Origin of the sequence: Escherichia sp. HH091_1A (assembly GCF_030295175.1) — a bacterium.
In the GTDB taxonomy this organism is placed as follows: domain Bacteria; phylum Pseudomonadota; class Gammaproteobacteria; order Enterobacterales; family Enterobacteriaceae; genus Escherichia; species Escherichia coli_F.
The window spans coordinates 2,321,584-2,342,544 of the sequence record NZ_AP025747.1; the positions used below are offsets into that span (position 1 = coordinate 2,321,584).

General features: G+C 51.3%; 21 protein-coding genes. 3 read left to right on the forward strand and 18 right to left on the reverse strand.

Annotated elements, in window-relative coordinates:
• Window positions 1–86 precede the first annotated feature (86 nt).
• Window positions 87–833 (reverse strand): copper homeostasis protein CutC, encoded by a 747-nt coding sequence (cutC, locus tag QUF14_RS11630; protein ID WP_001185733.1) that lies wholly within the window; start codon window positions 831–833, stop codon window positions 87–89.
• A 13-nt stretch (window positions 834–846) separates the two neighbouring features.
• The gene (locus QUF14_RS11635) at window positions 847–1,413 is read right to left on the reverse strand and encodes a VOC family protein (RefSeq protein WP_001360735.1); all 567 of its coding nucleotides are present in this window, start codon (window positions 1,411–1,413) and stop codon (window positions 847–849) included.
• A 215-nt stretch (window positions 1,414–1,628) separates the two neighbouring features.
• On the opposite strand from QUF14_RS11635, the gene argS reads away from it, so the two are divergent.
• Window positions 1,629–3,362 carry an arginine--tRNA ligase gene (gene argS / locus QUF14_RS11640; protein WP_001025315.1) on the forward strand — a complete coding sequence of 578 codons (1,734 nt, stop codon included), beginning with the start codon at window positions 1,629–1,631 and terminating at the stop codon, window positions 3,360–3,362.
• A gap of 41 nt (window positions 3,363–3,403) precedes the next feature.
• Here argS and yecV read toward each other — a convergent pair whose 3' ends face one another.
• On the reverse strand, window positions 3,404–3,448 hold the full coding sequence (gene yecV, locus QUF14_RS11645; protein WP_211180499.1) for a protein YecV: 45 nt from the start codon (window positions 3,446–3,448) through the stop codon (window positions 3,404–3,406).
• A 90-nt stretch (window positions 3,449–3,538) separates the two neighbouring features.
• Here yecV and QUF14_RS11650 point away from each other — a divergent pair, with 90 nt between their 5' ends.
• The gene (locus tag QUF14_RS11650; RefSeq protein WP_001370468.1) at window positions 3,539–4,027 is read left to right on the forward strand and encodes a lysozyme inhibitor LprI family protein; all 489 of its coding nucleotides are present in this window, start codon (window positions 3,539–3,541) and stop codon (window positions 4,025–4,027) included.
• 120 nt (window positions 4,028–4,147) lie between these two features.
• Here the strand turns inward: QUF14_RS11650 and flhE are convergent, their stop codons facing one another.
• From flhE to flhD, 15 genes are all read right to left on the reverse strand, one after another.
• Window positions 4,148–4,540: a flagellar protein FlhE gene (gene flhE, locus QUF14_RS11655; RefSeq protein ID WP_001202068.1), complete on the reverse strand. Its 393-nt coding sequence runs from the start codon at window positions 4,538–4,540 to the stop codon at window positions 4,148–4,150.
• Entirely contained in the window at window positions 4,540–6,618 is a 2,079-nt protein-coding gene (gene flhA, locus QUF14_RS11660) for a flagellar biosynthesis protein FlhA (protein ID WP_000066970.1), read from the reverse strand. Before flhA ends, flhE begins: the two co-directional genes overlap by 1 nt.
• A complete protein-coding gene (gene flhB / locus QUF14_RS11665; RefSeq protein WP_001278925.1) occupies window positions 6,611–7,759 on the reverse strand; it encodes a flagellar biosynthesis protein FlhB in 1,149 nt (382 codons plus the stop codon). Before flhB ends, flhA begins: the two co-directional genes overlap by 8 nt.
• A 187-nt stretch (window positions 7,760–7,946) precedes the next feature.
• Complete coding sequence (cheZ, locus tag QUF14_RS11670; protein WP_000983609.1) at window positions 7,947–8,591, reverse strand: protein phosphatase CheZ; 645 nt, start codon at window positions 8,589–8,591, stop codon at window positions 7,947–7,949.
• Between the two features lie 10 nt (window positions 8,592–8,601).
• Window positions 8,602–8,991 (reverse strand): chemotaxis response regulator CheY, encoded by a 390-nt coding sequence (cheY, locus tag QUF14_RS11675; protein ID WP_000763867.1) that lies wholly within the window; start codon window positions 8,989–8,991, stop codon window positions 8,602–8,604.
• A gap of 14 nt (window positions 8,992–9,005) precedes the next feature.
• Window positions 9,006–10,055 carry a protein-glutamate methylesterase/protein glutamine deamidase gene (cheB, locus tag QUF14_RS11680; RefSeq protein WP_000036371.1) on the reverse strand — a complete coding sequence of 350 codons (1,050 nt, stop codon included), beginning with the start codon at window positions 10,053–10,055 and terminating at the stop codon, window positions 9,006–9,008.
• Between the two features lie 2 nt (window positions 10,056–10,057).
• The gene (gene cheR, locus QUF14_RS11685; protein ID WP_000204337.1) at window positions 10,058–10,918 is read right to left on the reverse strand and encodes a protein-glutamate O-methyltransferase CheR; all 861 of its coding nucleotides are present in this window, start codon (window positions 10,916–10,918) and stop codon (window positions 10,058–10,060) included.
• A gap of 18 nt (window positions 10,919–10,936) precedes the next feature.
• The gene (gene tap / locus QUF14_RS11690; protein ID WP_000483206.1) at window positions 10,937–12,538 is read right to left on the reverse strand and encodes a methyl-accepting chemotaxis protein IV; all 1,602 of its coding nucleotides are present in this window, start codon (window positions 12,536–12,538) and stop codon (window positions 10,937–10,939) included.
• A 45-nt stretch (window positions 12,539–12,583) separates the two neighbouring features.
• Complete coding sequence (gene tar, locus QUF14_RS11695; protein WP_024212029.1) at window positions 12,584–14,245, reverse strand: methyl-accepting chemotaxis protein II; 1,662 nt, start codon at window positions 14,243–14,245, stop codon at window positions 12,584–12,586.
• Between the two features lie 144 nt (window positions 14,246–14,389).
• The gene (gene cheW, locus QUF14_RS11700; protein ID WP_000147302.1) at window positions 14,390–14,893 is read right to left on the reverse strand and encodes a chemotaxis protein CheW; all 504 of its coding nucleotides are present in this window, start codon (window positions 14,891–14,893) and stop codon (window positions 14,390–14,392) included.
• Window positions 14,894–14,913: 20 nt separating this feature from the next.
• Window positions 14,914–16,878 (reverse strand): chemotaxis protein CheA, encoded by a 1,965-nt coding sequence (gene cheA, locus QUF14_RS11705; protein ID WP_077630129.1) that lies wholly within the window; start codon window positions 16,876–16,878, stop codon window positions 14,914–14,916.
• A gap of 4 nt (window positions 16,879–16,882) precedes the next feature.
• Window positions 16,883–17,809: a flagellar motor protein MotB gene (gene motB / locus QUF14_RS11710; protein WP_000795647.1), complete on the reverse strand. Its 927-nt coding sequence runs from the start codon at window positions 17,807–17,809 to the stop codon at window positions 16,883–16,885.
• Window positions 17,806–18,693, reverse strand: coding sequence for a flagellar motor stator protein MotA (motA, locus tag QUF14_RS11715; protein WP_000906336.1), 888 nt, complete (start codon window positions 18,691–18,693; stop codon window positions 17,806–17,808). The genes motB and motA overlap by 4 nt, the downstream gene beginning before the upstream one ends.
• A 125-nt stretch (window positions 18,694–18,818) precedes the next feature.
• Window positions 18,819–19,397 (reverse strand): flagellar transcriptional regulator FlhC, encoded by a 579-nt coding sequence (gene flhC, locus QUF14_RS11720; RefSeq protein ID WP_001291603.1) that lies wholly within the window; start codon window positions 19,395–19,397, stop codon window positions 18,819–18,821.
• 2 nt (window positions 19,398–19,399) lie between these two features.
• Entirely contained in the window at window positions 19,400–19,750 is a 351-nt protein-coding gene (gene flhD / locus QUF14_RS11725) for a flagellar transcriptional regulator FlhD (RefSeq protein ID WP_001295647.1), read from the reverse strand.
• Window positions 19,751–20,531: 781 nt separating this feature from the next.
• Here flhD and uspC point away from each other — a divergent pair.
• Window positions 20,532–20,960, forward strand: coding sequence for a universal stress protein UspC (uspC, locus tag QUF14_RS11730; RefSeq protein WP_000122421.1), 429 nt, complete (start codon window positions 20,532–20,534; stop codon window positions 20,958–20,960).
• Window position 20,961 lies beyond the last annotated feature (1 nt).

A 20,961-nucleotide genomic window follows, 5' to 3' on the forward strand; every position in this document is an offset into this window, starting at 1 on the left:
CGGGGATAAAAAAAGGCCCCTGTTGAAATTGCAGGGGCCTGGTACGAGCAAGCATCATATTGGGCGACATGATGCAACGGTAAAAATCATTTGGCCTGACGGCGTTCAATGATTCCTTTCATTTCAGCAACCGCCGCCCCGTCTACGACATAACGCGAATACTCGTCCGCGTGTGCATCTGATGACATGGACAATCCTTGATTACGATAACGCATTGGTGAGGCTTGCCACGCTCCCGCGGAGCTATGGACTTCCAGCACTCCGGCATCGAGGAAGTGGTGCAGGTTTTCTGCACGGACTCCTGCTCCGGCCATAATGATTGGAGCATCACCATGGGCAATAAGTTCCATAATTTTTGATAAACCTTGCAGTGCGTCTGATTTTTGCCCTGATGTCAGTACCCGAGCAACGCCCAATTCCGCAAGATTATTGAGTGTATTTAAAGGGTTAGCGCACATATCGAAGGCGCGATGAAAAGTCACTGCCAGCGGACCGGCAGCAGCCATTATTTTTTCCATTCGTGGCATATCGACATTCCCGTCAACATCGAGAACGCCCGTCACCAGTCCAGGAAAACCTAATTCGCGGACTGTGCGCACATCCTCAAGAATGGCGGCAAACTCACCGTCGCTGTAGCAAAAATCACCACCGCGTGGGCGAATAATTGGATGCACAGGGATCGTCACCCGCTGGCGCACGGATTTCAATACCCCCAACGACGGCGTTAAGCCCCCCTCTTTTGGGGCTGCGCATAATTCAACTCTGTCTGCGCCGTTTTGCTGCGCCGTTAGCGCGCATTCCATGCTGTAACAGCAAATTTCCAGTAATGCCATTTTTGCTCCTTAATTACGCCGACTGCTCGCTGGCAACGATCTCTTCAATGGACCACGGATGAAATTTAATGGTCGTTTTGCCATCGGTGACCGCCAGCGTCGGATTCGGTAATCGCTCATGCTCACCTTTTGGCGAACTGGTTTTAACCGAGATCCCCGGAAGGCTGAGTCCTTTATCAGAAAGCAATGCCAGCGCACGGGCATTCAACGTTTCAGGATCACCTGGCAGAACGATTTCAATATGTTCCCAACCTTCGTGCGGGTAACGTTTTTCCCCAGGCCACGGTAGCTCTACAATTGAAAACTGCCAGTGAGCCACCTGTACCGGTTCATGCAATTTAAACAGACAAATCGGCCTGCCCTTGATCATATTTTCTGACAAAAGCTCGCCGCACTGTTCAAACCCATGACGCCAGCGTTCAGCGGTAACGTTTTGATGGCAACGCAAAGAAATGTGATCGGCAGTCAGCGGAGTGATATCCAGCCCAAGACGGCGAGAAAGTTCATCTAATGCGTGGGTAAATCGCGGTAAATCCAATGCAATATCCTGCAGCTCGTCGATAGATTGCCAGTTCGCCATAATCACTCTTCGTCTTTCAGTAAAAGCGTTAATTTACCCTGTTGCCCTGCGCCAACCAACCGCTGATTTCACGCCGCTTCTGATGCAATGGTGAAAACGGCAATACGCCACGCGCACGTTGCTGACGAAAACAGCCATTTGCAGTATACTCCCGCCCTAATTTCTTTAACTGGTGCGGGCAATTTTTGCTCGCTTCATCAATGTAAGGTATTCCGGTGAATATTCAGGCTCTTCTCTCAGAAAAAGTCCGTCAGGCCATGATTGCGGCAGGCGCGCCTGCGGATTGCGAACCGCAGGTTCGTCAGTCAGCAAAAGTTCAGTTCGGCGACTATCAGGCTAACGGCATGATGGCAGTTGCTAAAAAACTGGGTATGGCACCGCGACAATTAGCAGAGCAGGTGCTGACTCATCTGGATCTTAACGGTATCGCCAGCAAGGTTGAGATCGCCGGACCAGGCTTTATCAACATTTTCCTTGATCCGGCATTCCTGGCTGAACATGTTCAGCAGGCGCTGGCGTCCGATCGTCTCGGTGTTGCTACGCCAGAAAAACAGACCATTGTGGTTGACTACTCTGCGCCAAACGTGGCGAAAGAGATGCACGTCGGTCACCTGCGCTCTACCATTATTGGCGACGCAGCAGTGCGTACTCTGGAGTTCCTCGGTCACAAAGTGATTCGCGCAAACCACGTCGGCGACTGGGGCACTCAGTTCGGTATGCTGATTGCATGGCTGGAAAAGCAGCAGCAGGAAAATGCCGGTGAAATGGAGCTGGCTGATCTTGAAGGTTTCTACCGCGATGCGAAAAAGCATTACGATGAAGATGAAGCGTTCGCTGAGCGTGCACGTAACTACGTGGTAAAACTGCAAAGCGGTGACGAATACTTCCGTGAGATGTGGCGCAAACTGGTCGACATCACCATGACGCAGAACCAGATCACCTACGATCGTCTGAACGTGACGCTGACTCGTGATGACGTGATGGGCGAAAGCCTGTACAACCCGATGCTGCCGGGTATCGTGGCTGATCTCAAAGCCAAAGGTCTGGCTGTAGAAAGCGAAGGCGCAACCGTCGTATTCCTTGATGAGTTCAAAAACAAGGAAGGCGAACCGATGGGCGTGATCATTCAGAAGAAAGATGGTGGCTATCTCTACACCACCACTGATATCGCCTGTGCGAAATATCGTTATGAAACATTGCATGCCGATCGCGTGCTGTATTACATCGACTCCCGCCAGCATCAACACCTGATGCAGGCGTGGGCTATCGTCCGTAAAGCAGGCTATGTACCGGAATCCGTACCGCTGGAACACCACATGTTCGGCATGATGCTGGGCAAAGACGGCAAACCGTTCAAAACCCGCGCGGGTGGTACAGTGAAACTGGCAGACCTGCTGGATGAAGCCCTGGAGCGTGCACGCCGTCTGGTGGCAGAAAAGAACCCGGATATGCCAGCCGATGAGCTGGAAAAACTGGCTAATGCGGTTGGCATTGGTGCGGTTAAATACGCAGATCTCTCCAAAAACCGTACCACTGACTACATCTTCGACTGGGACAACATGCTGGCGTTTGAGGGTAATACCGCGCCATACATGCAGTATGCTTACACGCGTGTATTGTCCGTGTTCCGTAAAGCAGAAATTAACGAAGAGCAACTGGCTGCAGCCCCGGTAATCATCCGTGACGATCGTGAGGCACAACTGGCAGCTCGCCTGCTGCAGTTTGAAGAAACCCTCACTGTGGTTGCCCGTGAAGGCACGCCGCACGTGATGTGTGCTTACCTGTACGATCTGGCCGGTCTGTTCTCTGGCTTCTACGAGCACTGCCCAATCCTCAGCGCAGAAAACGAAGAAGTGCGTAACAGTCGTCTGAAACTGGCACAACTGACGGCGAAGACGCTGAAGCTGGGCCTGGATACGCTGGGTATTGAGACAGTAGAGCGTATGTAATCGATTTTTCGTGAGAGTGAAGCCTGATCAGGGTTACCTGATCAGGCTTTTTTATTGCCATCTAAATGTATTCTGAAAATGGACATGCCACTGTTTTCTCACTGTTGGATAAGAGGCCAGAAGCGTAATATCCGGCCCCAGGGAAACGATAACGGTTGAATTTAAGAAATACCGCAGTGTTTAAATTTCTTGTATTAACATTAGGCATTATCTCTTGCCAGGCTTACGCAGAAGATACGGTTATAGTCAATGACCATGACATTTCAGCCATCAAAGATTGTTGGCAAAAAAATTCAGATGATGATACTGACATAAACGTGATCAAATCATGCCTGCGACAAGAATACAATCTCGTCGATGCGCAATTAAATAAAGCTTATGGTGAAGCGTATCGTTATATAGAACAAGTACCACGCACAGGTGTCAAAAAACCTGATACCGAACAACTTAACTTGCTTAAAAAATCACAACGAGCCTGGCTGGATTTTAGGGACAAAGAATGTGAATTAATCCTTTCAAATGAAGACGTTCAGGATTTAAGTGCCCCTTATTCTGAATCAGAATGGCTCTCATGTATGATCATACAGACCAATACGCGAACTCGCCAGTTGCAGTTATACCGTAACTCTGAAGATTTTTATCCAAGCCCTTTGACAAGAGGATAATTCACATATTTTTGGCATGTTTTGTTGCAAGCTATTCCTGATAAATAATTGCAACAAAACATCGAGCCTTTTTCACTGAGTTATTAAACATGCCGCGAGCGCGTAATTTTTATTTGTCCTTCAGCGATAATTCACAATCACTTCATTACGTTGTACTTTTAGCGGCGGAATTAACCGCCCGCCGCCAGGCACTTCCCAGATAAATCGCAACGGTTCTGCCGCCGGTATACCGGAAAAGGCCACGGTGGTTCCGCTCTGCCCCTCTAATACGACACAACGAGATTGTGAACACAAGCGAACCCGCAGCCCTACGGGAGTTGGGCCGATAAGCTGATAACGCCACGCAACCAGCGTCATCAATCCTGATGCAGGTTGTCGCGAAGAAAGAGGCGCTGACGACATCGATTCACCACGGTGATTCAACGTAACGCCCACACTGCTCGCCTGCCACATCCCCTCCCCGGCGGCTTGCGCCAGCAGCGGAAACAATAATATTGCTAATAAGGCTCTCATTATTTGCCGCCAATCGTCGCCGTCATACGGATATGTCGGTTATCTGATAGTTCCAGATTCGACAGCACCACTAACTGCGGCAGGCTGCGACGCAGGAAGCGAGACAATAATGGTCGCAGCGCGTGGTTCACCAATAATACTGGCGGCGCACCCAGCATCTCCTGACGGGATAGCGCTTCCTGAGTTTGTGCCAGTAAACGATCCGCCAGCCCAGGCTCCAGTCCGCCCCCACCCTGCAAGGCCTGTAGTAACAAACGTTCCAGCGGTGTATCGAGGCCAATAACATGGACTTCATCTTTGCCAGGAAACCACTGCTGGGTTATAGCCCGTCCTAACGCCACGCGCACGACGGCGGTTAATTCATGTGGATCGCTTTGGATGGGCGCATGTTCCGCCAGCGTTTCGAGAATGGTGCGCATATCGCGAATCGGGACTTTTTCATCGAGCAGATTTTGCAGCACTTTATGCAGTGTGGTGAGCGTGACGACGCCAGGAACGAGATCTTCCGTCAGCTTTGGCATCTCCTGAGCGACACGATCCAGCAACTGTTGCGCCTCCTGACGACCAAACAGCTCTGCGGCATGCTGGCTTATGAGGTGGTTAAGATGCGTAGCCACCACCGTGCTGGCCTCAACCACGGTATACCCTTGAATCTGCGCCTGTTCTTTTAGCGCACTTTCAATCCAGATAGCATTCAGACCAAATGCCGGATCGACGGTCGCCTCTCCAGGTAACGTTCCAACTGCGGTACCTGGGTTTATTGCCAACCAGCGCCCCGGATATGCATCACCACTGCCTATCTCCACGCCTTTCATCAAAATGCGATAGCGGGCAGGTTGCAGATCCATATTGTCGCGAATGTGCACCACTGGCGGCAGAAACCCCATCTCCTGGGCAAATTTCTTGCGAATACTGCGAATACGACCCAGGAGTTCACCATCCTGCTGGAAATCGACCATCGGGATCAGGCGATAACCCACTTCCATTCCCAGAGAATCTTCCAGTTGTACATCGTTCCACGTTGCTTCGACAACGGCATTATTCTCTGCCATTTTTACCGGTTTTGGTTCGGCAGGCGCTTTTTGTTCGCGTCCGCGGATCCACCAGGCCAGCCCCAGCAATCCGGCAGTGAACAGCAAAAATACCAGGTTCGGCATTCCAGGCACCAGGCCGAGTAAACCGAGCACGGCGGCGCTTAACAACATAACGCTCGGGTTACTGAAAAGCTGATTCACCATCTGCTCGCCAACATCCTGATCGGTGCTGACACGCGTAACGATGACCCCCGCGGCGGTAGAAATCACCAGCGCCGGGATTTGTGCTACCAGACCGTCACCAATGGTCAATAGCGTATAACTTTCCGCCGCATGTCCCATGCTCATGCCATGTTGCAGCACACCGACCAGCAATCCGCCGACAACGTTAATGACCATGATGAGGATCCCGGCGATGGCATCGCCGCGAACAAACTTACTTGCCCCGTCCATTGAGCCGTAAAAATCGGCTTCCTGAGTGACTTCACTGCGGCGTTTTTTCGCCTCATCTTCACCAATCAATCCGGCGTTAAGGTCGGCATCAATCGCCATCTGCTTTCCTGGCATACCATCGAGAACAAAGCGCGCGCCTACTTCTGCGATACGCCCGGCACCTTTGGTAATAACCATAAAGTTGATGATCACGAGAATGACGAACACCACGATACCGATAGCGAAATTGCCACCAACGAGGAAGTGACCGAACGCTTCGACCACCTTCCCTGCCGCCGCCGCGCCAGTATGCCCTTCCATCAAAATGATACGGGTTGAAGCCACGTTAAGTGCCAGACGTAACAGGGTGGTAAACAACAGAATGGTCGGAAACGCAGCAAACTCGAGCGTGCGCTGGGTAAACATCGCGACCAGCAACACCATGATCGACAAGGCAATATTGAAGGTGAACAGCAGGTCGAGTATGAATGCGGGCAGTGGCAGCACCATCATCGACAAGATCAACAGGATCAAAATCGGTCCGGCAAGGATCTGCCATTGTGTCGATTTCAGGTTTGCGGGCAGGCGCAGCATCGCGGCCAGATTACTCATGGGTCGGTTTCTCGTTAATAAAATCCAGGGCTTCCGGCACCGGAAGATGAGTAGGTTGAACAGGGCGCTGTCCGCCAGCCAGACGCCAGCGTTTCAGTTGCCAGACCCAGGCCAGCACCTCCGCCACCGCGGCGTACAGTTGGCCTGGGATTTGTTGACCGATCTCCGCATGTCGATACAGCGCTCGCGCCAGCGGCGGCGCTTCAAGCGTCGGGACGTTATTTTCAGCGCCAATTTCACGAATGCGCAGTGCGACCAGCCCTGCACCTTTAGCGACCACTTTCGGTGCGCTCATTTTGTTTTCGTCATACTGCAACGCTACCGAATAGTGGGTCGGGTTATTGACAATGACATCCGCTTTCGGCACATCGGCCATCATCCGACGCCGCGCGGCAGCTCGCTGCATCTGACGGATCCGCCCTTTAACATGAGGATCGCCTTCGCTTTGTTTGAACTCATCACGAATATCCTGCCGCGACATTCGCAGCTTTTTCAGGTGGCTGAAGATTTGGAAAAAGACGTCAAATCCCACCATCGGAATAACACCAAGTACCACCAGCAGCGCGCATAGCCCTACCAGATCCATCGCATTACCCATGGCGGTAATCGGAGACTCAGCCATTAAGCGCATCATCTGCGGCCAGTGATGCCAGAGATAAAACCCCGTCACGCTGCCAACCAGGATGGTTTTCAAAATCGCTTTAAGCAACTCCGCGCCAGTCTGTGCCGAGAACATCCGTTTAATCCCCGGTAGCGGGTTGAGTTTGGAAAACTTCGGCTGCAAGGATTTTCCGCTAAATACCAGCCCTCCCAGCATGACCGGAGAAATGAGCGCCACCAGCACCACGCCGCTAATCAGCGGCAGCAGCGCCAACATGGCTTCTCTGATCAGCAGAATAATCTGCCCGAGGATCAGATTCGGGTCATTGATAATACTGTGATCAAAATGCAGCCCAGCGGAGAGCATGCCCGACAATCGACGGGCCAGCGACACACCGCCAAACCAGATAACACAGACGCCCACCAACAAAATCAGCAGTGAGGTCAGTTCACGGGAACGCGGGATCTGCCCCTCCTCCCGCGCTTTTTCAAGTCGGTGGGGTGTGGGGGCTTCTGTTTTGTCGTCGCTCTCGTCAGACACGTCGCCAATCCTGGAAAGAGTATTAAGCGTGAATGATGCCAGAGCGCAAAGCGTTCAATGGTCTGAGTAAGGGGCAAAACAGGGGGGATTTAGGGCTTTTGCTGCACACATCAAGCATGGTGTGCGTTTGTCGGATGCGGCGTCATCGCCTGATATGACGCGGTTACGCCACATCAGGCAATACAAATCAAAATCCAAGACTATCCAACAAATCGTCCACCTGATCCTGACTGGCTACCACACCGGCTTTGCTGGTATCAACCTGAGGTCCATTAAGCAAACTCTGGTTTTCACGTTTTGGACGCGACTCCTGTTCCGGGATGTTTTCCAACAGCACCATCAGCAATTGACGTTCGATCTCCTGAATGACATCCATCATCCGCTTAATGACCTGTCCGGTGAGGTCCTGAAAATCCTGCGCCATCATGATTTCCAGTAGTTGCGCGTTAGTAAAGCTGGTATGCGCGGGGACATCTGCCAGAAATTGCCGCGTATCTGTCACCAGTTCACGAGCATCGGCAAGGTCAATCGGATCGGCAAACCAGTCATCCCAACGTTGGGTTAATGCTTTTGCTGATTTCTCCATTTGATCCTGATGTGGTTGTGACGCTTCAACACTGTTCAGCGCCCGCTCTGCAGCCTGGGCAGTCATCTGCACAACATAGTACAAACGATCGCGGGCATCGGGGATGGCTTCCGCCGCTTCGGCAATTGCCTGATCCAGCCCCAGCTCGCGCAAACTGTCGCGCAACATACGCGTCAGGCTGCCGATGCGCGCAATGATATCGCCAGCTGAATGCTCGTCAGCAGGTTTGATTGATGGTTGCATCATAGTCGCATCCTCACATGCCCAGTTTCTCAAAGATTTTGTTGAGTTTTTCCTCCAGCGTCGCGGCGGTAAATGGCTTCACCACATAGCCACTGGCCCCCGCTTGCGCCGCAGCAATGATGTTCTCTTTCTTGGCTTCTGCAGTCACCATTAACACCGGCAATGCCGACATCGCGCCATCCGCACGAATCGTTTTCAGCAATTCCAGGCCATCCATGTTGGGCATGTTCCAGTCGGAGATAACAAATCCATAACCGCCTGCCTGCAACTTATTGAGGGCGTCGACGCCATCTTCCGCTTCCTCAACATTATTGAATCCCAGCTCTTTCAGTAGGTTACGCACAATGCGTCGCATGGTGGAAAAGTCATCCACAACCAAAAATTTAAGTTCTTTATCCGCCATTTCACACTCCTGATTTAAATACGTATCGCCTGTCCGGCACTGATTTTCGCCAGCATTTGCTGGCTTACCTGGCTAAGATCGACCACTTCGCAAACACCACCCATATTGATGGCCTCGCGCGGCATGCCGAACACCACGCAACTTGCTTCGTTTTGTGCAAGGGTCCATGCCCCCGCCTGCCGCATCGCTAACATTCCCGCCGCGCCGTCGTTGCCCATACCGGTCAGGATCACCCCAACCGCATTACGCCCCGCCTGTTTGGCGACAGAATGGAACAACACATCTACCGAAGGCCGATGACGGTTAACCGCCGGGCCGTCGTGGATTTTGATTTGATAATTTGCGCCGCTACGCGCCAGTTCCATATGCCGATCTCCCGGTGCGATATAAGCATGCCCCGGCAGAACGCGTTCTCCGTCTTCGGCTTCTTTAACACCGATTTGGCACAACTTATTAAGTCTGTCGGCAAAAGAGCGGGTGAAACCGGGCGGCATATGCTGGGTAATTAACAGTGCCGGACTGGAAAGCGGTAACGGTTGCAGGACGTGACGAATTGCCTCAGTTCCCCCCGTTGAAGCACCAATCGCAATCAGTTTTTCAGAACTCAACAACGGCCCCGCTTTCAGCGTTGTCGGTGCCGACAATGGTTTATGTGCCGCAAGGCTCGCCTTTGCTGCCGTGCGTACCTTTTCAGCAATCATTTCGCTATACGCCAGCATTCCTTCGCGAATACCCAACTGCGGTTTGGTGACAAAATCTATCGCCCCCAGCTCCAGCGCGCGCAGCGTAACTTCTGACCCTTTGCCGGTCAGGGAAGAAACCATCACAACGGGCATTGGACGCAAACGCATTAATTTTTCGAGAAAATCCAGTCCGTCCATCCGCGGCATTTCAACATCCAGCGTCAATACATCGGGATTGAATTTCTTAATCAAATCACGCGCAACCAGCGGATCAGGGGCGGTCGCCACCATTTCCATGTCGCTATGGCTGTTGATGATTTCTGTCATGATCTGGCGCATTAGTGCCGAATCATCGACAGATAACACCCTGATTTTGCTCATCGTTAATCCTTACTTAGCGCATACACCGTCTGACCACGCAGCGTGAAGCGGCGCTCAAGGTGGCTAAAGTTTTCAGAGTGACCCGCAAACAGCAATCCGTCGGGTTTAAGGAGCGGAACAAAGCGACGCAAAATCTCCTGCTGGGTAGTTTGATCGAAGTAGATCATGACGTTACGACAGAAGATTGCATCAAACGGCCCCGGCACGGTGTATTGTTTCGCCAGTAAATTCAGCGGGGCAAAATCAACATAGTTCGCCAGCTCCTGACGCACACGCACCAATCCTTCATGCGGTCCCGTCCCCCGCATGAAGTACCGCTGCAGTTGCTGCGGCGTCAGGTTTTTCAACTCTTCATGGCGATAAATACCGCTTCTGGCTTTTTCCAGCACTTCGGTGTCAATGTCGCTGGCAAACACTTTCCAGCGTCCGGGCGCGGTGCCCAATGTGTCAGCCAGTGTCATCGCAATGCTGTACGGTTCTTCGCCGGTCGAAGCCGCCGCGCTCCATACACGATACTCGCCAGAACGACGCCGGGCATGATCCGCGAGCAGAGGAAAATGGTGTGCCTCACGGAAAAATGCTGTCAGATTCGTGGTCAGCGAATTGATAAACGCCTGCCACTCACCGCTGTGCTGATTAGATTCCAGCAAGTTCAAGTAATGGCCGAAATCCGTCAGTCCCAGCGAACGCAAACGACGAACCAGTCGGTTGTAAACCATGTCGCGTTTATGGTCAGCCAGAACGATCCCGGCTCGTTGATAGATCAATTGACTTATCCGCCGAAAATGCGCGTCGGAAAGCGCCAGGCGCTCGGTCATCTGTAACAATAAAGACGTTTGCCCACAGGGCAGAGATGAAGTCATAGCGCCTTCTCAATCACTTCAGGATACCACTGGCGCAATCTGTAACTGCGCCGACTCATGTCTTGCTACTTCATGTTCTTCAAGGGTAAATGCCGCCACGCGCGACGAAAGATTGTCAGCCTGGTTCGCCAGTTGTTCCGTTGCCGCCGCCGCTTCTTCTACCAGGGAGGCGTTCTGCTGTGTCACCTGATCCATCTGGCTAACAGCCTGTGCAACTTGTTCAATCCCACGCCGTTGTTCTTCCGACGCCGAGGCAATTTCTCCCATAATGTCGTTCACGCGGGTTACTGAACTGACAATATCGGTCATGGTCGCGGCGGCGTTATTCACCAGTTTCGAACCCTGCTGGACACGATTGACAGACTCTTCGATCAGTCCTTTGATCTCTTTTGCCGCCTGGGCGCTACGGCTGGCAAGATTGCGCACTTCACCTGCCACTACCGCAAAACCACGCCCCTGCTCTCCGGCGCGAGCCGCTTCCACTGCCGCATTCAGGGCCAGAATATTGGTCTGGAAAGCAATGCCGTCGATAACGCTGATAATGTCGCCAATTTTTTGCGAGCTGGTGGCGATTTCCTGCATGGTGTGAGTCATGGTACTGACCTGGACACCCCCCGCCTGCGCCGTTGTGGCGGCTTTTTTTGCCAGTTCCGACGCCTGTCGCGCGTTATCGGCGTTTTGCCCTACCGTGGCGGTTAATTGCTCCATACTGGCGGCCGTTTGTGACAACGATGCCGCCTGCTGTTCGGTACGACTTGAGAGATCGTTATTGCCTGCAACGATCTCCGCGATACCAATGTGCATCTCCTGGCTTCCCTTACGCACATCACTCACCGTCCCACGTAAAGCCTGCTGCATGGTCTTCAGGCTGGCAAAAATGGCGGTGATCTCATTGCGACCATACACCGCAATCGGACGCGCCAGATTACCCGCAGCAATGCTGTCAAAATGGCTACCGATAATGGCCAGTGGTTGAACAATCATCTTGCGCGTCCACCACAGCGCACTGCTGATGTAGAGCGCTGCAACAATAATCATGCTGATAAACACCAGCGCCGAAATCTGATAGTTACGCTGGCTTTGCGCACTGGCGGCTTCCAGCACATGGTTGATCTCCTGCTGCCAGGCCTCAAAGTTAACGTCAAACGCATTCTGTGATTCCTGCACCGGCGCAGTGAGGAAATCCGAAAGTTGATTACTTTCAAGCCAGGTCGCCTGATGTTCGAGATCGTTGTGCCAACGGGCAAAACTTTTCTCCGTCTCTTTTTGCAACGCCCTGACGTGCTCGTTGCCCGCAGTCATCGCCATAAAACTTTTAAACAGCGTGGTGGATTGCGTCAGACTGGCGCGCGCCGTCGTCATCAACGTTTTAATGTCATCCGCCGGATAGCTAAGCGCCGTCAGAGTGCCCGCTTTGTTCAGCGCGGTACTGGCCTGTAACATTACCGCCCGAGTTTGCGCTAATGCCGCACGTTGCTGATTGCTCTGCTCGACCTGATTCAATCGTTGCAAATCATCGCGAAATGCCCAAAAAGACATGCCGTTACTGCCAATCTGCAAGATCCCGCAGAGAATCAAAATTAAAAACAGCGTGGTCGAAATTCGAATACGATTAAACATCAACGCTCCCCCTCAGGCGGCAATGACCGCGTTAGTCAATGCTCGTTAAAATGTTTCCCAGTTTGGATCTTGTTCAGCAATTCGCAGTCGTGGCTGTGCCGGTGGTTGCTCACTGGCAGGACGAGATGATGTTTGCGTTTTATTGGTGAGTGGGCTGGCTGCCAGATGGAACGCAGAAACCGCTTGTGTTAAACGACTGGCCTGTTCTTCCAGCGCAGCGGCGGCAGCAGCTGATTCCTGCACCAGCGATGCGTTCTGTTGCGTGACGCGATCCATTTCCGAAACCGCCAATGCGACTTGATCGATGCCGCGGCTCTGTTCATCTGATGCCGATGCAATCTCGCCCATAATGTCAGTCACGCGAGTGACAGCATTGACGATATTGTTCATTGTTTCCCCGGCGCTTTCGACCAGCACCGAACCGGTATCAACGCGCGAGACGGAGTCTTCAATGAGGGCTTTGATCTCTTTTGCCGCCTGGGCGCTGCGACTGGCAAGATTACGCACTTCGCCCGCCACCACGGCAAAACCACGGCCTTGTTCACCCGCTCGCGCGGCTTCAACAGCGGCATTCAGCGCGAGGATATTAGTCTGGAAGGCAATACCGTCGATAACGCTGATAATGTCGGCAATTTTCTTCGAACTATCGGCGATCTCATGCATCGTTTTCACTACGCCATCCACTACTTTGCCGCCATGCTGGGCGGTGTCGGAGGCACTTTGCGCCAGTTGCGAGGCCTGGCGGGCGTTATCGGCATTTTGCTTCACCGTCGCGGTGAGCTGCTCCATGCTGGCAGCAGTTTCTTCCAGCGCGGATGCCTGTTGTTCAGTACGAGAGGAAAGATCGGTATTGCCCGCCGCAATTTCACGGGTACCGACATAGATGGCATCTGAACCTTCGCGCACATGAGTGACGGTGTCAGTCAAAGAGCGTTGCATATGTGAAACGCTCTGCGCCAGGTCGCCCATTTCACTGCGCCCGTCAATGGTCAGGGTATTCGCCAGGTTACCACCGGCGATTTCGCGAATGTGAGCAATAATTTTTGCCAGCGGTGTAAGCAACATACGGCGAATGCCGTACCACGCCACCAGCAGAATTAATACCACCACCAGCGCAATAACCGCCAGTTGCCACTGGGCAAATCGGTAATCATCTGCGTTGTCAGTGACGATATCGCGATACAGTTTTTCACTGCTGAGGGCGTACTGAGCAAACGCTTCGCCCATTGCATTTTGCATTCCCTGGGTTGGCTGAGCGAAATAAGCTCCAGTATTGCCATAATCAAGATAATCAATCAGTTCAGTTAACGCTGTGTGATAGTTTTTATATTTTTCATCAATATTACGACTGGTAGCGACCATTTCAGGTAACGGTGCCATGCTTTTGAATTTTTTATAATGAGTCGCGGCCTGGGCCAATGTTTTCCTGGCGCTATCAAGCAATTCAACTTTGGCGTTACTTTGTTGATTGGAGGAATCCATCATCATCCGCACCGCTGATCGACTCAGGTTAATGCGCGTTTGCAGCATTAAATCCCAGGTTGACGTCAGCTCGCCCTGCTGTTCCCGTAATTGATTGGAAACCACAAAGCTCTTCTGGCTATGGTGAAGGGAGGAAAAAAACAGACTGCCGGAAATAAGTTGTAACAGTGCGAATACCCCCAGCACCATTACCAACAGCGTGACTACGCGGATACGGTTAATCATAAGGCACCTTCCTGAAAACAAGTTGATCTCGTTATCGGCAAGAAGGAGGGAAACTTTATTAATGATGCCATCCACCGCAAAATTGACATAAAAAACCCGATGCGCAGATCATCGGGTTCATTGCAATTGAGGAAATCGGGATAATTACGCCACTTCTGACGCCGCGCTATCTAACAGCGCCATCTCTTCACTGTTCAGCAGTTTTTCGATGTTCACCAGAATCAACATGCGGTCACCCAGTGCGCCCAGTCCAGTGAGATATTCTGTTGAAAGCGTCACGGCAAATTCCGGTGCCGGACGAATTTGCTCCGCCGTCAATGAAAGCACATCTGAGACGCCGTCAACCACGATGCCGACCACCCGCTGTCCGAGATTCAGGACGATAACTACCGTGTTGTCGTTATAGTCCACATCCACCTGGCTGAACTTAATTCGTAAGTCGACAATCGGCACAATAACACCGCGCAGATTCGTGACGCCTTTGATAAACGCTGGCGTGTTCGCAATCCGTGTTACCTGATCATAGCCACGGATCTCCTGCACTTTCAGAATATCAATACCGTACTCTTCATCACCAAGGGTAAATACCAGAAATTCCTGGCCTGACGGCTCGCTGGCCAGCTTTGTTACATTCGTCATACCGGTCATATTGTTACCTTTTTACTCATTCAGGCGGCGGTGTTCGCCATACGTTGTTCGCGGTTTATCGCCTGCAAGGCGGAGACATCAACAATCAGTGCCACACTGCCGTCGCCAAGAATGGTCGCAGCAGAAATGCCGGGGACTTTGCGATAGTTACTTTCAAGGTTTTTAACCACAACCTGGTGTTGACCAATTAATTGATCCACCAGCAAGGCGTAGCGGCGACCGCCACTTTGTAAGATCACCACAATTCCCTGGGTAGCTTCGGTTTTCGCGCCCGCGACGTTGAACACTTTCCACAGTTCGACGATGGGCAGATATTCACCCCGCACTTCCAGCACCCGCTCGCCGCCTGCCAGTGGATGCAGATCGGCTTCACGGGGTTGCAGTGATTCCATGACAGCATTCAGCGGCAGAATGAAAACTTCATCCGCAACGCGTACGGACATGCCGTCGAGGATTGCCAGCGTCAGCGGCAGTAAAATGCGGATGGTAGTACCTGTGCCCTGCTTCGACTGGATTTCGACATGACCGCCCATCTCCTGGATATTACGTTTAACGACGTCCATGCCGACGCCGCGCCCGGAGACGTCGGTGACCTGCTCCGCCGTGGAGAAGCCAGGTGCAAATATCAGCATCGCGACTTCGTCGTCGCTCATGTTTTCGCTGACGGTCAAACCTTGCGAGGCCGCTTTTGCCAGAATTCGCTCACGGTTTAGCCCCGCCCCATCGTCGGTCACTTCAATGCAAATGTTGCCGCCCTGATGTTCGGCAGACAGAATTAAATTTCCGACGCTGTTTTTACCTGTGGCGAGCCGTTTTTCTGGCAGTTCAATACCGTGATCGAGGCTATTGCGTACCAGGTGGGTCAGCGGGTCGATAATGCGTTCTATCAGGCTCTTGTCGAGTTCAGTGGAACTGCCCACCAGCGTCAGTTCTACCTGCTTGCCGAGTTTTCCCGCCAGATCACGCACCAGCCGGGGATAGCGACTAAAGACATATTCCATCGGCATCATACGAATCGACATCACTGATTCCTGCAAATCACGGGCGTTACGTTGTAACTGCCCCATGCTGGTAATCAAATCACCATGATTAACCGGGTCCAGTTCGCTGGAACGCTGGGCAAGCATCGACTGGGTGATGACCAGCTCGCCGACGAGGTTAATCAATTGATCAACCTTTTCTACCGCCACACGAATGCTGGTGGATTCACTGCTGCGCGTCGTTTTTTCCCGCTCCACGCGACCGGTTGGCGCTTGTTCGGCTGCCAGTTTAAGCACTGGTGGGGGGGATATTTTTGGCGAGACTTCTACTGTTTCAAAGGTAATCTGATCGGCTTCAATCACAAAACAAAGTACCGCTGTGATGTCATCTTCGGCGATGTCGCCCGGTAATATTGCCGAGAGAGAATCCGCCCCTTTCACCACGTCAGTTAACGTTGTCAGATGCCCCAGCTCTTCTTCCAGCAGGTCGACTTCCCCGGCCTTCAGGCGCGAGAGGATAATTCGACGCGGTGACTGACAGCGACTCTGCTCATCTTGCGGTTCACTTTTGGCAACCACACTTAATCGGGTCACTGCGGATGGCGTTTCGCCTTTCGCTTCTAATGCCAGTTGACGCAAGGCCTGGCAGATATAATCGAAGCTGGCGGCATCCGGCTCTTGCGACTGTTTATAAGCGTCGAGCTGTTCTTGCATGATGTCCTTCGTTTCCAAAAACAGATTGATAATGTCGGTGTTGAGTTGCATCTCACCTCGTCTGGCTTCGTCGAGCAGGTTTTCCATCAGATGCGTGGTTTCCTGCAAAACGCTGAAGCCAAAGGTTCCTGCCCCTCCTTTGATCGAGTGGGCAGCCCGAAAGATGGCATTCAATTGTTCGGCATCCGGCGCTTCCGGCTGCAAAACCAGCAGATGCTGCTCCATGTCAGCCACCAGTTCGTCCGCTTCATCAAAAAATGTCTGATAAAAATCGCTTATATCCATGCTCACGCTGTCACCTCGGTTCGGCTGATGGCATTGTGGGAACACTGACCTGTGGTGCAACCTCAGGTTTTTCCAGGGCGCTTACTGGCTCATTTTGGCTTTCGGCGTTTTCATGCAAAATGGCCTGTTCGGCTTGTTTGTTCAGTACCAGCAGGCTGATGCGACGGTTGACAGCATCATCAGGACCGCGATCGCTTAAGCGCATCGTTGCCGCCATGCCGACGACACGTAACACTTTGCCGCCATCCAATCCGCCAACCATCAGTTCGCGGCGGGATGCATTGGCTCGATCGGCAGAAAGCTCCCAGTTGCTATATCCTTTCTCACCACTGGCGTAAGGGAAATCATCGGTATGACCCGAAAGGCTAATACGGTTGGGAATACCATTCAGAACGGGCGCGATGGCGCGCAGAATGTCGCGCATATAGGGTTCGACGTCGGCACTGCCGGTTCTGAACATCGGGCGATTCTGGCTATCGATGATCTGAATACGTAGACCTTCCTGGACCAGATCGATTTTGAGATGTGGACGTAACGCCCGCAGTTTCGGATCGGATTCAATCAACTGGTCGAGATCGCCACGCAATTTCCGCAATCGACTTTGCTCCATGCGTTTTTTCAGCTCTTCGATGTTCGGCTGCTTATTCACTTCCCCCTGGCTTTGGGTGTAATCATCACCCCCACCGGGAATTGGGCTTTCACTATTAGAAATGCGATCGCCGCCCGTAACCGCAGTCGCCAGTGGAGTCCGGAAGTACTCCGCAATCTGAATCAGCTCTTTTGGGCTGGAGATGGAGATTAGCCACATCACCAGAAAAAAGGCCATCATCGCGGTCATAAAGTCGGCATAAGCAATCTTCCACGATCCATGTGCTGTCCCGTGGCTTTTGGCTTTGCGTCGTTTGACGACAATAATCGGATGCGCTTGATTCTTCATGCTTCCTCGGTTGTCGTCTGTTGTTGCGGATTTTTCACCGCACGCACATGCTCTTCCAGTTCAATAAACGACGGACGTTCGCTGGAATAGAGCGTTTTGCGACCAAACTCAACGGCGATAGGCGGTGCGTAACCGTTCAGATTAGAAAGCAGTGTGACTTTGACGCATTGCATCATTTTGCTGGTTTCGGCGCTTTTCTGACGTAAAACACTCGCTAATGGGGAAATAAATCCGTAAGCCAATAAAATACCGAGGAAAGTCCCCACCATCGCATGTGCGATAAGCGCCCCCAGCTCGGCGGCAGGACGATCGGCTGAACCTAACGCGTGAACGACCCCCATCACAGCCGCGACAATACCAAACGCCGGAAGTGAGTCCCCGACCAATGCCAGACTGTTCGCCGGGACTTCTGCTTCGCTTTCGTGCGTCTCAATCTCTTCATCCATCAGGGCTTCAATTTCGAAGGTATTCATGTGACCGCTGATAATCAGGCGCAGATAATCGACGATAAAATCAAGCATGACGCTATCCGCAAGGATGCGTGGGTAGCTGGCGAAGATCTCGCTCTCACGGGGATTTTCAATATCGCGTTCCAGCGAAAACATCCCCATCTGCCGCGATTTCGCCATCAACCGATAAAGCAGAGCCAGCAGATCCATATACATTGCTTTGGTATATTTGGAGCGACGAAATAGTAACGGCAGCGCCTTCAGCGTGCCTTTAATCGCTTTGCCATTATTGCCGACGATAAACGACCCAATCCCTGCACCGGCAATAATCACCAGTTCAGCGGGTTGATAGAGTGCTCCAAGGCTTCCACCGGTCATCAGATAACCGCCGAAAACTGTACCGAGAACAACCAGGTAACCTAATAAGATAAGCACGACATCATCCTTCCACTGTTGACCATGACAGGATGTTCAGTCGTCAGACGTTAACGCGCGATTGAGGCAAAAAAAGCAGCGGTACGTCGTTACCGCTGCTGGAATGTTTCGCCACACCGTATCAGTTAAACAGCCTGTACTCTCTGTTCATCCAGCAGTTGTGGGATAATATCGGCAGGATTCTGGGAAAGTTTACGTCTTTTTACTGCCCGGGATGGCGGCTGACATAAGCTGCAGGCAAAGCTGCCAACAGGCTGGTGAGCGTGGGTAATAAAATTGCCGCCGCAGCAGTTGCAGCTGGAAAGTTGCAGTAATCCACTTTCAACAAACCGTACCAATGTCCAGGCACGGGTTAATGCCAGTAGCGGTCCTTCTTCTGCTTGCGGGCACTGTTCAAGGTATAAACGGTAGGCTTTGATTACCGCATCGACGCCATTACACAAGCCGGTTTTCAGTAAAAACTGCCATGCGTTACAGAACATCGAAGCATGAACGTTTTGTTCCCAGGTCATAAACCAGTCGGTTGAGAATGGCAGCATGCCTTTCGGCGGTGGGCTTCCGCGCAGTTCTTTATAGAGTTTTATCAGGCGTCCGCGACTTAACTGTGTTTCGCTTTCCAGCATCTGCAAACGAGCGCCCAGTGTGATCAATTCCATTGCCAGCTGAATATCCCGCGCTTCCTGAACAATGCTTTTTTCACTCATGATCACGCCCTTTTCTTGCGCAGCGCTTCTTCAGGCTGATTAACATCATTCAGCAAGCGTGTTGAGAGCATGATGCCGGTATGAATTTGCTGGAGATCGTCAACGCGGGAATCTTGCGTCAACTGAGTAATCGTCTGGTGGCTGTCAAAACGAAAGTGACAAACCAGTTGATTGGTTTCTGCCAGCTTAACCATTTGCGGAAGAGTCAGTGCCGCTAACGTTGTCGCCATTTCTTCATTTATGCCGAGACGAAACATTGCGGACGCTTTGTCCTGAACAATCAGACGCTGTGCAAGTAGTAAATATGACAAGTTGATGTCATAAATGTGTTTCAGCAACTCGGAGGTATGCATTATTCCCACCCAGAATAACCAACTTTATTTTTATGCGGTATCACCGCACCCCGTGATGTCGCCGGGAAGCCCCGGTAAAAAGTAATTAGCATTAGAATAGTTGCGATAAGCTGCAATAAAACAGCCCCACCTTATTGGGTTTAATAGGTCCTTACAAATAGAGGGGGTACTTTACACTTATCTAAGATTTTTCCTAAATCGACGCAACTGTACTCGTCACTACACGCACATACAACGGAGGGGTACTGCGATTTTCAATAATGCGTGATGCAGATCACATAAAATACTCAATTACTTAACATAAATGTATAAGTCATACTTTTGTTTTGGGTGTATTTCAATCTGTTAAAAAGTTTTTCACACCGATGGTAAGCAAAAGTGAAACCGTAATAATCGAAATGAGATGTTTCGCACAGTTAAAATAACTCACCGTAAATAATCATCTGCTATAAATAATTGGTCAAATGCAAAATCAGTTAATCTATTTACAAACAGGCACTTACAACACAATAAACTGATTTAAGGCAAAGACAGGCAACAACCCACTTAATGTTAACAAAATGTTTTATATATATTACCCATTTGTTTAATAAGGGGAATTAGTACATTTTTTCCTTATAATAACAATTGAAATTATATGATTGCTGGGCGTCATTGATTAATTGTATTTACTAATAATCACACTAATATTTACCTGTTTGACTGAGTTGGGATTGCGTCGATTCTCCATTAGGAGTAAAGCTTTAATGTCACCTGAAGTTCACAGAATAAGGAACAGGTTATGAGCTATAGCAATATTCTTGTCGCCGTTGCGGTTACACCGGAAAGTCAGCAACTGCTAGCAAAAGCGGTATCTATCGCCAGGCCAGTAAAGGGACACATCAGTTTAATTACTCTCGCTTCCGACCCGGAAATGTACAATCAATTAGCCGCGCCGATGCTTGAAGATTTACGCAGCGTGATGCAGGAAGAAACGCAAAGCTTTCTTGATAAGTTAATTCAGGATGCGGGGTATCCCGTTGACGAGACGTTTATTGCCTACGGTGAGTTAAGCGAACATATTCTGGAGGTTTGTCGCAAACATCATTTCGATTTGGTGATTTGCGGTAATCACAATCACAGTTTCTTTTCGCGAGCATCCTGCTCGGCGAAAAGAGTGATTGCCTCAAGTGAGGTCGATGTGCTGTTAGTTCCACTTACGGGAGATTAAC